The following is a 13,464-nucleotide window of genomic DNA, read 5'->3' as shown; positions in this document are numbered from 1 at the left end:
GCGTGGGGAGCGAACAGTTCGAAGGACATCACGTCAGACCAGATTGCTGAAGAAACGTCGATAGACTGCGTCCACGTAGAAGCCGTTTAACGCATGGACGCGAATCGCCTCGAGCCGAATTGGATGGAATGGCCAGACCAAGAGTGACAGAAGGGCCAATGGCAGCAGGATGGCGATGGCGATCGCTAGGGGCAAGAACTGGGCCTCAGGCGTTCCGGCGACAACCGAACCGCTGTGTTCGATCACGTGCTGGACGGCCAGGTAGCTTCCCACGTACAGCATGCAAAGCAGCGTCAGCGAGAGGAAGCTGGCGAGCACTCCACGAGACGTGCCGAGCGCCCAAAGCCGCCACCCCCATGTCGACAAGGCGAGACACAGCAGTAACGCCAATACCAATCCACCCGGCTTGGAAATCGCGTCGAATCCCGTGACGTACGCGACGGCCGAGAAGGAGAGCAAGGCAGTCGTCATGGCACCGATGAAGTAGGCAATCGCCGCGGTCCATTTCACTTCTGGCGATGCGCTGCAGGCAACGGCGCGAGCCTGGGATACAACGCTTCCGCTTCCCAGAAAAGCGTGGGCCTTGTAGAGGGAATGAGCGAGGATGTGCAGCATCGCCGCCGAGTAAGCTCCCAAGCCGCACTGGAGCATCATGAATCCCATTTGTGCGATCGTGGAATACGCGAGTCCTCGTTTCACCGCGGGCTGTGTCATCATGATGAGCCCAGCGAAACAGGCGGTGAATGCTCCGAGGAGTGCGAGAGCGACCAGTGCCGAGGGAGCTAATTCGAGCAGCGGGCTCATGCGAATGATCAGGTAGCCGCCGGCGTTTACGATGCCAGCGTGCATCAGCGCCGAGACGGGCGTGGGTGTCTCCATGGTGTCAGGCAACCAGATGTGGAAGGGAAACTGGGCCGATTTGGTCGCTGCCCCCATCACCAACAGCCAGCCGATCGCAGCGTGCGCAGGTGTTGTCTCGCCCGGACTCGTTACCTCCGCGGCGGAGGCGAATAGCGTGGGAAGTTGCAGCGTTCCGAAGGCTTGGTAGATCAGCACGAAGGCGAGGATTAGGAAAGCGTCGCCAACGCGGCTGATTGCGAACTTAGTCCAGGCGGCTCGGTGTGCCGCGGTTCGTTCAGGGTACTGCAAAAGTAACTGGTGCAACCCGAGGCTGGTCAGAATCCATGCCCCTAGGAATAGCAACAGATTGCCGGCCATCACCATGAGGGATACCGCTCCGATCGTGAACCCAAGCCAGCGAAAATAGCGACCTTGTCCCAGTTCGCCATCCAGATACCGAATCGAGTAGCGGCAGACCACGAAGCCAACGAACGAGACGAGCACCAGCATCAATGCCGTGGCGCCGTCGTAGTAGAATTCAATCACGTTTCCCACGCTCAGCGATTGACCCGACATGGACCACCAAAGCGCCGGACCGCTCGTCGTCACGTAAGCGACGGCGAGCGTAGCCCCCAGCATCAACTCGATGCTCACCAACAACGTGACCCCCGCGCGGACGGTTCGTACGCCAGCATTTGCAGCTCGGCTCGGCACACACACGAGCGCGAGTAAACACACGACAGAAAGCACAACAAGGGCCAAGAGAGTGTCCATGGCAGTACAACTTTTGAAGGAGGCGTAGGGCTGATATTCGTAGGGCGTTCGTTGGATGGCATAAAAAAAGCCGGGGGCGAACACACAAGGTGCTCGCGTCCCGGCTTGTCCCGATGGCCGTGCTGACCATCCAGGCGTCGCTCAGTTTTGTGGGTGGCTGGTCGATAGCGACCTAGTGTCGCTATCGCTCCAGGTGGGTATTCAGCGTAGGGATATCTCTCTCGCGGAGAATGCTCGCTTCTCTCTCGCGGATCAGTAAGTCTTCCTCGACCGCAATTGCATCTCACTGCGAGCGGGGCGTTACCGACAGGCACAAAAAAAGGCCGGGAGGCTGCTCTGGGCAACCTTCCGGCCTATTTGCACTGGCATTCAATCCAGTGCAACTCGAACCTTTCCATCTCACACCGTTTGGCAGCCCCCAGGGGGGAGTCCAACGCGGTACAGCGTTTCATCGACCAGATAATAGGCTGGGCTTGAGCCAGCGTCAAGTTAGATGCCACGAATTACTAAGGACTCGTAAATTGCGGCTCTTGCTCCAACGTGAAGACGATCACACGCTCCCCTGTCCGGGCACTGATGTCGGTATGCAGGCTCACCACATTCACCCCCAGAATGTCCTTAATCACCGCGTCCAGCAGCGGCCTGCCCTGCTCAATCAGTTGCTGCCTTAGCTGTTTGATCAAGTACTTGGCGCGGTCTCGGTCCTCGGACTGCGAAAGCTTCATCTCCGCCGGCGTAAGGACATTCTTTAGCCGAACGAGGACCATGTCTTCGATGATGTAAGCTCTGGTCTCCAAGGGACCGCGCCCCATGAACTCCTTCTCGAAACGAATAATCGCCTGACTAATCTCTCGTTCCGTTTCACGCTTGGTCTTCATGATAGATCCTGGACATGGGGAGTTCATCGCAGTTCCATCGGTTTACCTTGCAAGGCTTGGGCATACAAGCCGCAATCGGTATCGAGCCGCGCCGCTTCGCCTAGGTTCACGCTGCTTGTCACGGCTTGGTTTCGGTGCTGGCGAGCAGATCGGACCGAGCGGATTCGGCGATGGCGACCACGCCTGGATGCTTCAAACGCCGTTCGACTGTGATGGCATAAAACTTCTCGCGAATCTCGTCGATACGCCCTACGACCTTCACACGGTACTGGCGTTGAATCTCCGCTTCGATGGCAGTTGGAGCGGGAAATAGCCCCAAACCCGCGCTGCCGAACTCCTTGAGCAGCGCGCTGTCGTAGAATTGCCCGACGACCTTCGGTTGCAGCGACCGCTCGTAGAGCCACTGGTCCATCGATCGACCTAACTCGGTATTGGGGGTGGGCAGCAACATCGGAGCGCCCGCCAGCGACCGAGGAAAGTCCGGTTCGAACTTCGAGGCCAGCTTGGCCTGGGCGAAGATCGTGATCCCACACTCGCCGAGAAAGTGGTTATACGCCCGGACTTTCATGTGCGAACCGATAGGTGCGTCCGAGAGCACCACGTCAAATCGATTCACCGCCAGATCACTTAGCAAGCTCTCGAACGAACTTTCGTAGCAGATAACTTGTATCTCGTCCGGCAACGCGAACACTGGCGCTAGGAGACGATGGGTGATGAGCTTGGGCATAATATCGGGTACGCCAACGGTGAGCCGCGATGGTCGCTCGGTGGGTATCCCGCGTAGCAGGTCGACCACACCCTGGCCGGCTTGAAAAACTTCGTCGGCACGAGCAAACACCTCGCGGCCGACATCGGTCAGCGCTAGCCCCCGTCCCTCGCGGCGAAACAGCGGAGCGCCAACCAATCTTTCCAGCTTGCGGACCTGCATGCTAATACTCGGCTGAGCCAATCTCAGCCGGCGACTTGCGGCGACGATGCTTCCTTCGCGGGCCACGACCCAGAAGTAGAGCAGGTGATGGAAGTTCAGTTCTTCGATTCGCATGCTGCACCACAGCTAGGATTTATCTATGTGTTTTGTCATTATATTCTATATTATCTATGGTTACTAACAGCCGTAGAGTATTACAAAAAGGTAAAGTATCGACGAAACCGCCGGTGGATTGATGCCTTACGACTCCAATTAACGGGGCGTCCTATGCCTCGAAGCGCGATATGGCCGTGGAATACACCGTTACTAGCGAAACCCATACAGGCGAATTGACGCGGCTGGCGAAAACGCTGGTGCTGGCGGCGCGTTCGCTGGGAGTCGAATCTGAAATTGGTCGCGTCCGTCACCTGATCTATCAAACCTCGGAGCTGACGCCGGGCGAAATCCAGACCCACTGGTCCACTTGGATGGAGGAGGTTGCCAGAAATCTTCACCTCCGACCAAGGATCGCCAATCTCACTGGCGAGGCGGCATGGCAACTTTGCTGCGGCGGAGCTTCCCTAGTTACGCCAGTGAGCAACGGCGGCCAACGTGAGTGGTGGGCTTTGATACCCGACCAACGCGGTGTGATGCTGGACCAAGGCAACGGCGAGACCACTCGCGTCGCCCATCCCGAGAAACTCGTGGAGCTGCTAGGAAGCAACTCGGATTCTTCGCCGCTGTGGGTCATTCTCACAGCGCCCGAAATTGCTCCGTTGCACCATGAAGCATCGGAGCCGATTCATCCTATCTCGCGTTTGCTCTCGATCCTTCGTCCCGAACGGCAGGACGTCTGGACCGTGACTTCGTTCGCGCTGTTCATCGGCATCCTCAGCATCGCGAGCCCGATCGCCGTCGAATCGCTTGTGAACACGGTCGCATTCGGCAGCGTGGTACAGCCCGTCATCGTGCTGTCGACGATTCTGTTCGTGTTCTTAGGCTTCCTGGCGGCGATCACGGGTTTGCAGACGTACGTCGTCGAGATCTTGCAAAGGCGGCTGTTTACGCGCGTGGCGGCTGATCTGAGTTTTCGGATCCCCCGAGCGAAGACCACGGCACTCGACGACCTTTATTTTCCAGAGCTAGTGAATCGCTTCTTCGATGTTATTACCTTACAGAAGGGAACAGCCTATTTGCTGCTCGATGGCATTACCATCATCCTCACGACCCTTGTGGGCATGACCGTCCTCGCGTTCTACCATCCCTGGTTCCTCGGTTTCGACCTGCTGCTGCTCGGTTTGGTGGTGCTGGGGGTCTACGTCTTGGGTAGAGGGGCACTACAAAACAGTCTCAAGGAGTCCAAGTACAAATATCGATTGGCGGCTTGGTTTGAGGAGATGGCCCGTTGTAATGTTGCATTTCGCCACGCTGGTGCCACCGAGTTCTGCGCCGATCGCGCGAGCTTGCTGACGGGCGATTATCTGGACGCTCGCGAGACTCACTTTCAGTTGCTGTTTCGGCAGATATTGTTCCTGCTCTTGCTGCAAGCCGCTGCCGCGACGATTACTCTGGGGTTTGGTGGCTGGTTGGTGATTCAAGGGCAGCTGACGCTGGGGCAGTTGGTAGCGGCCGAGTTGATTGTTTCGGCCATCCTGGTGTCGCTGGCCAAGCTTGGTAAGCACCTCGAAGGGTTCTACGACTTGCTCGCCGGAGTCGACAAACTGGGTCGCTTGCTCGACCTGCCCATCGAACGACAATCGGGCGTGCTGCATTTGGACTCGCCAGGAGGCGCTGCGATTGAATTGACCGACGTGCAATGCGTGCTGAATGGTAAATCTGTCTTTCGAGTTCCGCTGTCGGCACAGATTCCACCGGGCAGCATCACGGCGGTAGTTGGTTCGCCAGGATCGGGAAAGAGTGTGTTGCAAGACCTGCTGTTCGCCTTGCGCGATACGTCCGATGGACACATCGAGGTGGACGGCACCGATCCCGCGGACGTCAGCCCCGACATTCTCCGCCGCAGGGTGGCCTTGGTCAGGGCTGGCGAAATCTTTGCCGGTAGCGTGAGCGAGAATATTTACCTGGGACGTACCAATATCTCGCACCACGAACTTCGCGCGGCGCTCGCCGAAGCGGGGTTGCTGGATCAAGCTTTACGCCTGCCGCAAGGTCTAGAGACCCCACTGGGATCAAACGGCCACCCGCTCAGTGCGACGCAGCAGTCACAGCTACTACTTGCGCGAGCGTTGGTTCGGTCACCCAAGCTACTGCTGATCGATGGGGTACTCGATGGCCTCGGCGACAACCTATTGCGTCAAGTGTTCTACCAACTTCGCCAAAGAGTCGATTGCACCTTAGTGATCGCAACCAATAGCGCGCTGGTTGCCAGCCATTGCGACTATCGCCTCGATCTCGACGTGGGGTCGTTTTCGTCGGAGCCTATGAAGATTGCTGACAAGGGGGCATCGCGATGAACGAACTGCTGATCGAGGCCCCCAAGGACAAGCTCCAGGTTCAGGCACCCGGAGAGAAAGTACCGAAACGAAAAGAGCAGCTTCGGAACCAAGAAGAACTTTTTCCGGCCATGCGACTTGTCCGTTCATCGCGGCTTGCGCGGCGTGTGGCCAAGGGACTAATCGTCTGCCTGATACTCACAGTCGTCGCGATGGCACTCGCCCCGTGGCAGCAAACCATTACGGGTCGCGGCCAGGTGGTTGCGTTCGCCCCGACCGACCGCCGACAACTTGTGGAGTCTCCGATCAAAGGACGCATCGTCCGGTGGGGCGACAACATCCGTGAAAACACCTACGTCGAAGCGGGCCAGATGATTCTCGAGATCCAGGATCTGGATCCCCAATTAATGAGCCGATTGCAAGAGCAACTGGAAGCGGGACGACGGCAGGTGACGGCGTCCGAAGGTCAGATTGAGGCCGCGCGGCGGCAGGTCGATGTGCTGAAAACGATCATCGAGACCTACGACGCCCAGGTTGCTGCGTTCGAGGATGTCAAACAGCAAACGGTGGCCGCGGCGACGGAATACATTCGCATGTCCCAAAACAAGTTGCAGGCTGAGCAGCAGAGTCTGCAAGCGGCAACCGCAGGACTGCGACAGGCTGAGGCCGACTACGAGCGTCAGAAGCAACTGCACAGCGAAGGCCTTGCGTCGGAATTGAAGATGCAACTGGCCGAACGTAAGTACCAAGAGTCGTTGGCGAAGCAGGAGCAGGCCCGATCTTACGTCGATGCGGCTGAAAGCGAGCTAGTGGCGAAGAACCGTGAGCGCGATGCCAAAGAACGGGAAGCTCAAGCGAAAGTCGATTCTGTGAAAGCTTCGCTACGCAAGGCACACTCGGACGTCGCCAAAGCCGAGGGCGACTTTGCGAAAACCGAATCGGAACTCGCGAAGCTGCAGCAGGAAGTCGTCGACTTGCAAGTCGCCCTTGCTCGCCAAGAAAACCAGACCATCTGCGCGCCGCGAGCCGGTTACTTGATGGATTTGGTGGCGACCCGGAGCGGCGAGTACGTGAAGGTGGGCGATCCACTTTTTGAGATTGTTCCCAAGGTCGACGAGCTAGCCGCGCAGATTTGGATCGATGGCAATGACGTGCCACTGGTTTCTGCGGGTCGGAAAGTTCGATTGCAGTTCGAAGGGTGGCCCGCCGTTCAGTTCTCGGGCTGGCCATCCGTCGCCGTGGGCACCTTCGGAGGTGTGGTTTCGATCGTCGACTCGACAGACGACGGGCAGGGTCGTTTCCGTGTGGTGGTAGTTCCCGATCAGGACTGCGAGCCTTGGCCCACCTACCCGTACTTGCGACAAGGGGCTCGCGCCAACGGATGGATTCTGCTGGATCGCGTGACGCTAAGCTACGAAATGTGGCGGCGCCTGAACGGTTTCCCGCCGGCACTGAAAAGCGCAAAGTCAGGCGACGAAGCTAGCTCCGCCAAGCCACCTAAAATCAAGTTCTAGAGACGGATGGAATGATAGCACGGACGCCAAGTTTCAAGTCACACCCACCGTCGCCCCGATAAGACTGGTTAGTCAGGCCGCGCAACCGCTACGCGCGCTTGGCTCACCTTTTCATCCCACCCCTAGTGTGGTTATGTGTTCGCTCGAACGCTCCTAATCCTGATTGTTGCGCTCAGCTGTGCTACTGGCTGCGCGTCGCGACGCACCGCTAGCAAGTCGACTGCTGCGCCGATCGCAAAGGCTTCCGAGGCCACCTCGGCCGGGAAGGATGCGATTGAGAGTACACCCGAAGTCATTGCGACCGCTTTCCAGCTTGACAGCGTGCCGTCCGATGCGATGCCTCCCACGATTCCCGGGTCCGAGTTGTTGCCGGTGCCGATCGACGCTCCACCGCCGGGCACAACTCCTGAGGAGGTCGCGGCGCCTTCTGCTGCGCTAGAACTGAGGGACGTCGTCGCTTCGGTGCAAGCAAACTTCCCGCTTATTCAAGCGGCGATGGACGAACGGCAGATCAAGTCGGGCGAAGAGCTAGCTTCCTGGGGTGCCTTCGATCACAAGCTCAAGGCTGCAAGCGAAACCGAACCGCTGGGATATTATGAGAACTATCGCCATGGCATCGGCGTCGAGCGTGACACGATGTGGGGCGGCAAAACGGTCGCCGGATATCGAATCGGCCGTGGATCGTTTGAGCCCTGGTACCTCGAACGGCAGACGAACGAGGGTGGCGAGTTTAAGGCAGGCTTCCTGGTGCCGCTGGCGGCAAATCGGTGGATCGATCCGAATCGTGCGGCACTGTGGCGGGCGCAAGTTGCTCGCAATCAAGTCGAGCCCGAGATTCAATCGCAGGTTGTTTCCTACGTTCGCGACGGATCCATTCTGTACTGGAACTGGGTCGCCGCGGGGCAAGTTCGCGATGTAGCGCAGTCGCTACTCGAGATTGCCCAAGATCGCAATCGCGCCATCCAGGGACAAGTCGATCGGGGCGATCGTGCTAGCATCGATTTGGTGGACAACGAACGGTTGATCGTCTCGCGGCAGGCGAAGTTGATCGACGCGGAGCAGAAGCTCGACCAGTCCGCCATCAAGTTGTCGCTGTTCTTCCGTAGCCCTGATGGCACACCAATGGTGCTAGACGATGTCCGCCTACCAGATCGATTCCCACCGATTGAACAGGAGCCTGCCCGCTCCGAAGAGGAAGATATCGAGTTCGCGTTAACCAATCGCCCCGACGCCGCAGTGCTAAACTTCGCCCGCGATCAATTGGAGATCGAACGGTCTGCCGCCGAGAATATGACGCAGCCCGAGGTTTACGCGGGACTACTCGGTTCGCAGGACGTCGGCGCGCCCACCAGTCCGAAACGCGACAAGTCGCCGTTCGAACTCGAAGCCTCGCTGACGCTCGAGGTGCCCATCGAACGTCGCAAGGCGTTTGGCAAGCTTCGTGCAACTCAGGGCAAGATATCCCAGCTCAATGCCAAGCAGCGATACCTGTATGACAAGATCGCGGCTGAGGTTCAGTCGGCGCGGGTGGCCCTCGAAGCGACGCGCGTGCGGGTGGCGAGATCTACAGAAAGTCTGCAGCTGGCCGTCCGCATGGAAGAGGCCGAGCGGCGCAGTTTCGAACTAGGCAACAGCAGTTTGCTTGACGTCAACCTGCGCGAACAGCAGGCCGTAGACGCTGCCATCGAACTCGTGGTCGCCCAATTGGATTACTATCAAGCCAAAGCCGACTACGCGGCGGCCTTGGGTTTGACTTCGCCGGGTAGTGAATTATCGGAAGTCGAACGGTAGCGGACGTCGGCGCAGGAGCTGGCAGGAAAGCGGAGGCTAGCCCGATCCAATTTCGTTCAACGCCAGCTAAACTTCAGCGAGCCCTCATCGTCAGACCACGCAGCAAACACTTCATCAAACGCTTCGTGAGCGTCGCGGTCGGCGCTCTTTTGGTTGGATCTGCCGGTACTAGGCGTTGTTGCCGCCCGTTGGTCATCGACGTTGTTGAGGTAGAGCAACAAAGTATCGGCGAGCGATGTCGCGATCACCTTCTCGGAGCTGCCTCGCGACGCACTATGTGTCGAAGAAACGTTGTCGTTAGCCCCAACAGGCGTAAGTCCCAGCAGGTGACTGGTTGCCTGGCTACTTGAAGGTTTAGCACTGGAGAGCGAGTCGACCTTCATTACCAGAGGCGTCTCATCCGGCGAGCCGCTGTCCGATGCAATGGCCGCTGGCGCGGCAACAATCGGAGAAGCATCGTCGACGAGCACAGCGCCTAATTGAGCACCCAAGTTATCCCGCCACACGGTGTAGTCGGCCAGGTTGACCACACCATCCAGATTCCCATCGGCGGCAAGCACGACACCATCGGCGGCCCAACGCACACCTCCACCAAACTGGGAACGCCACACCACGTAGTCGTCCTGATCGACCACTCCGTCACGATCGTAGTCGCCAAACGTACTGGCGCGCACGTCGTCGTAAACTAACCCGCTACCATATCGCGCGGCCCAGGCATCGCTCAGGATTTCCCAATCCGTTGAGTCAATACTTGCATCGAAGTTGAAATCTCCCACCGCCACGCTCTGGGCAGGCGTCGGATCGACGAGTGTCGAGCCCATGGCAGCAAGCACCGTCGCTACGTCGCGCAAATCGAGGTGCGTATCGAGGTTTGCGTCGGCCGCTTCGTAGGGCAGCAGCCCGCTCTCGCTACCTTCCGATGGGACGGCAATTTGCACGAATGCGATCCGCGTGGCACGCTCGGCGGCACTGCCCTGGTCGAGCGTCAATCGGCCATCGTTTACCGTTACCAACTGCGTTTGCGTCACGAACTCATTGCCATCCAGTGCAATGGCGTCCCAGTAATTTACCCCTTCGACATTCAACGTGTGAACGCTATTGAATCCAGCGTCACCAACGACCGCAGTTACCAAGTATTGCCCATTGGGAAGTTCGATTTCCCAATTCTGATTCTGGTGAAAGTGAACGAGCGTGTCGTAGCGTTGATCGGGATTAACGTTGCGATCCCGCGACACATCGGTGTGGTCACTCGACCAACCGTAGTCGAAGCCATTGCCGCGATCGCCGAAGACAGCGCCAGAGTCAGCCAAGTAGCCACTCGGTACGGGGGCCGAACCGAGCTGGAAGTTGATATTGGCAATCGGGACACTATTCGTGGTCAGCAGACGGGCATCGGCCCAGTTGGCGTGGTCCGAACCATTGCCATCGCCAGCCGTATCGACGATGAGCCGCAACTCAGTAACTCCGGCCACGTCGATATTCACGGTTTGCGTTGCGGACGCGTTGTTCATCACCCCACTATTGAAGACCTCGACACCGTCAGCTAATACGCGAAAAACAACCGTTCCGCCGGGGTTGTTTTCGTCGTCAACGCCAATGTCCGACAGAAATCGCGAGTAGCCGCCGCCGCCCAAGTCGAATACGAGTTCCGATAGTGCATGCACACCAAGGCCGCGCTCGTACACAACGCCATTGAGCGTGATCGGATTACCATCGCCCGCAGCGGCTTCGCCGTTGCTTGTGTCGAGTTCCACCGGTCCCCAGCCGTTGTTGATAACTTCGAACGGCAAGTCGCTGAGATAGATGGGCGTTCCGCTAATAGTCTCGTAGAGGGCAACGTAGGCAGTGTCTTCGATGGGCGTGAAGATCGTCCGATCGCGATCGGTCACGCCATCGATCCACTGGCTGAAGAAGCCGAGCGAGCCACCGACCTGAATAGTGCTGGGTACGCTCACCGTGCGTTCGACATTTTCAACACCCGTGTCATAGAACGGCGCGTCGCGCGACGAGCCATCGACCAGAATCGTGCCGCCTAGCCCGGGCATGTTCGTCTGAATCGCAAAATCGGACTTCAGCGGATAGACGTCGCGGGTGACGGTTGTCGACAAACCGGCCGAGTCGGTCGCGGTTAGTGTGATGCGATAGAAGACGTCGTCATCGGTCTCCGTTACGGTGGGAACCGTGATCTGGCCCGAAGTGATGCCCGTAGTGGGTGGCACCAGCGGATGCGAGTGCACATTGTGATGAAAGTCGATGCTCCAAGCCAGGTTCGCCGCCGACAACGTGCCATCTTCGGCGTCGGTAGCACCTCCCGAGAAACTGATTACATCGCCGGCTCGATAGGTGGAATTCAGCTCCGGTAAATTGAAGAACGGCATGGGGGGCGTGTCGGTGGTGACCGATAGCATCGCGGCCTCGCTGGTCGCTTCGCCAAGCGAGTTCGACACCACGACACGATACAGGTTGGCATTGCTCGCCAGCGGGACCGAAGAAAGCAACAGCACTTCGTCGTTGGCGTCTGGAATATCCATGAACGCGCCACCACCGGTCGATACTTGCCATTGATACTCGAGCGGTCCGGTGCCCGCGGCGCTTACCGAAAACTCGGCCGTGTAACCCACTGAGACCAAAGTGGGTTGCGGATCGGCGACAATCTGAGGCGGAACACTCTGGGCATAGGCAATGCGTCGCACGCTACCAGATCCCACGCCCGGCGCACCACCGGCTCCAGCGCCGCGCGAGATGTAATACATCGCACCGTCGGACCCCATCTCGATGTTCATGGGATAGCCGGCGTCGGTAGCAAACACGGTGGCACCGGCACCCGGATTATCGGGATCGATGTAGCGAATCTCGCCGCCGCAAAACTCCGTGAAGAAGAACATGCCATCGTATTCAGCCGGGAACGATGTCAGTCCGCCGTTATAAAACGCGGCCCCCGTGATCGCACAGCCGTTGGCGTGCGAATAGGCGTGTACTGGTTGTGTGAAATTCGGGAACTGCACTTGGTTGAAGTTGCCTTCGGTGGTGGGCCAACCGAAATTCAAACCCGGCAAGGTGGCGTCGTTGACTTCTTCCCAGCTACCTCCGCCTACGTCGGCGACGAAGTAGCGTCCCGTTTCGGGATCGAGATCGCCCGCGAAAGGATTGCGTAGCCCTGAGGACCAAATGTAGTCAGTCCACGTAACGCCATCGCCCGCGTTGTAGTAAGGGTTGTCCGTCGGCGCAGTTCCGTCGGGGTTCACGCGAAAGATCTTCCCCAACGGCGAGTTCAAGTCCTGCGATTGCACAGCCTGTTGCGATTCGCCAATCTGAACAAAAATGGTGCCGTCGAACCGCACGTGCACCGCCCCGCCGATGTGCCATGGGGGACTGCCGTAGTCCGATAGGTTGGGCAGGTCGAGCAGCACGACTTCGCTACCAGGAATAATCGTGTTCTCGGTTGTCGCATCGACCGTCAAGCGACTCAGGCGATTGTGGACTTGGGGCGAATTAGCCGTGTAATAAACGTAGATGTAGTTATTGGTCTCGAAGTTGGGATCGAGTTCCAATCCCTGCAATCCCCACTCGTTCGAACCATTGGCGTCGAGCTGAAACGCCAGTGTCGTCCCCGATTCCCCGGGCTCAATCACCTCAATACGACCATCTTGGTAGGCAACCCAAATGCGGCCGTTCTCCTCGATGTCGAGCGTCGTAGGACTCGTCAGACTCGAGGCTACGACCGTCTCCGAGAAACCACTCGGCACGACGGCCAGCACTCGGCGATCTTCAAGCGATTCGATACGTAGCCGACGGTTGCGTCCCATCCAAAGGCAATTCTTGCGCAGACTCATGGTGTTCCGGAGCCCTATGTATTTCAGCGAATGTTCGGCAGATTGCCGGAAAAGTTAAAAAGCAAATCTTGCAGAAAAGTGATTGATCAATGTAGCAGACAAATCCAACTCATCGAACTCCACCGCAGGCGTCCACCGTCACAAACACTTTGGTCGCATGCTTAGCGCAACCCACGCCGTGGGAAGTAAGGCGGTTCGCGTCGCGCATCGCATTGAGATGTAGTAGAACCCACTACGGCCTCCGATGCCATGCAAATTTGTAAAACCTGCGCGGCTAGAGAAGGGCGGTCCTAACAAGGGCTACCCAGGCTGCTCAAGATGGCGAATGTCGCTACGAGGAACATGAGAGGTGGTGGCGAACTAACCGTCCAAGGAAGGTCGCTAAGAGAAGCGGCACAAGGTCGGTCACGAATGATTCGAGAGCGGACCGCCTCATAGAAGGCTTGAGCGACTCCCACACATGGGGGGCACTGT

7 protein-coding genes are annotated in these 13,464 nt (G+C 58.2%); 3 read left to right on the top strand and 4 right to left on the bottom strand.

Going from position 1 to position 13,464, the window contains the following annotated elements; genetic code table 11:
- Positions 1 to 33 precede the first annotated feature (33 nt).
- The 3 genes from SH292x_RS22510 to SH292x_RS22500 all read right to left on the bottom strand — a co-directional run bounded on the left by SH292x_RS22510 (position 34) and on the right by SH292x_RS22500 (position 3,534).
- The gene (locus tag SH292x_RS22510) at positions 34 to 1,614 is read right to left on the bottom strand and encodes a proton-conducting transporter transmembrane domain-containing protein (protein WP_442483270.1); all 1,581 of its coding nucleotides are present in this window, start codon (positions 1,612 to 1,614) and stop codon (positions 34 to 36) included.
- Positions 1,615 to 2,120: 506 nt separating this feature from the next.
- A complete protein-coding gene (locus tag SH292x_RS22505) occupies positions 2,121 to 2,492 on the bottom strand; it encodes a DUF2294 domain-containing protein (RefSeq protein WP_442483269.1) in 372 nt (123 codons plus the stop codon).
- Positions 2,493 to 2,610: 118 nt separating this feature from the next.
- Entirely contained in the window at positions 2,611 to 3,534 is a 924-nt protein-coding gene (locus SH292x_RS22500; protein ID WP_442483268.1) for a LysR family transcriptional regulator, read from the bottom strand.
- A 170-nt stretch (positions 3,535 to 3,704) separates the two neighbouring features.
- On the opposite strand from SH292x_RS22500, the gene SH292x_RS22495 reads away from it, so the two are divergent.
- The 3 genes from SH292x_RS22495 (at position 3,705) to SH292x_RS22485 (ending at position 9,157) form a co-directional block, all read left to right on the top strand.
- Entirely contained in the window at positions 3,705 to 5,873 is a 2,169-nt protein-coding gene (locus tag SH292x_RS22495) for a peptidase domain-containing ABC transporter (RefSeq protein WP_442483267.1), read from the top strand.
- Positions 5,870 to 7,366, top strand: coding sequence for an HlyD family secretion protein (locus tag SH292x_RS22490; RefSeq protein WP_442483266.1), 1,497 nt, complete (start codon positions 5,870 to 5,872; stop codon positions 7,364 to 7,366). Before SH292x_RS22495 ends, SH292x_RS22490 begins: the two co-directional genes overlap by 4 nt.
- Positions 7,367 to 7,702: 336 nt before the next feature.
- Positions 7,703 to 9,157 carry a TolC family protein gene (locus tag SH292x_RS22485; protein ID WP_442483265.1) on the top strand — a complete coding sequence of 485 codons (1,455 nt, stop codon included), beginning with the start codon at positions 7,703 to 7,705 and terminating at the stop codon, positions 9,155 to 9,157.
- 56 nt (positions 9,158 to 9,213) lie between these two features.
- Here the strand turns inward: SH292x_RS22485 and SH292x_RS22480 are convergent, their stop codons facing one another.
- Complete coding sequence (locus SH292x_RS22480; RefSeq protein ID WP_442483264.1) at positions 9,214 to 12,963, bottom strand: NPCBM/NEW2 domain-containing protein; 3,750 nt, start codon at positions 12,961 to 12,963, stop codon at positions 9,214 to 9,216.
- Positions 12,964 to 13,464: the final 501 nt, after the last annotated feature.

The sequence above is a fragment of the Aeoliella fuhlenseeensis genome (genome assembly GCF_052161615.1).
GTDB lineage: Bacteria > Planctomycetota > Planctomycetia > Pirellulales > Lacipirellulaceae > Aeoliella.
The sequence above is the reverse complement of the archived record's forward strand: the minus strand, read 5'-3'. Positions and strand labels throughout refer to the sequence as shown.

Bases quoted from the DNA above. Each gene is read 5' to 3' on its own strand.
- SH292x_RS22510 (WP_442483270.1), bottom strand. From the start codon at position 1,614: ATGGACACTCTCTTGGCCCTTGTTGTGCTTTCTGTCGTGTGTTTACTC.
- SH292x_RS22505 (WP_442483269.1), bottom strand. From the start codon at position 2,492: ATGAAGACCAAGCGTGAAACGGAACGAGAGATTAGTCAGGCGATTATT.
- SH292x_RS22500 (WP_442483268.1), bottom strand. From the start codon at position 3,534: ATGCGAATCGAAGAACTGAACTTCCATCACCTGCTCTACTTCTGGGTC.
- SH292x_RS22495 (WP_442483267.1), top strand. From the start codon at position 3,705: ATGGCCGTGGAATACACCGTTACTAGCGAAACCCATACAGGCGAATTG.
- SH292x_RS22490 (WP_442483266.1), top strand. From the start codon at position 5,870: ATGAACGAACTGCTGATCGAGGCCCCCAAGGACAAGCTCCAGGTTCAG.
- SH292x_RS22485 (WP_442483265.1), top strand. From the start codon at position 7,703: ATGCCTCCCACGATTCCCGGGTCCGAGTTGTTGCCGGTGCCGATCGAC.
- SH292x_RS22480 (WP_442483264.1), bottom strand. From the start codon at position 12,963: ATGGGACGCAACCGTCGGCTACGTATCGAATCGCTTGAAGATCGCCGA.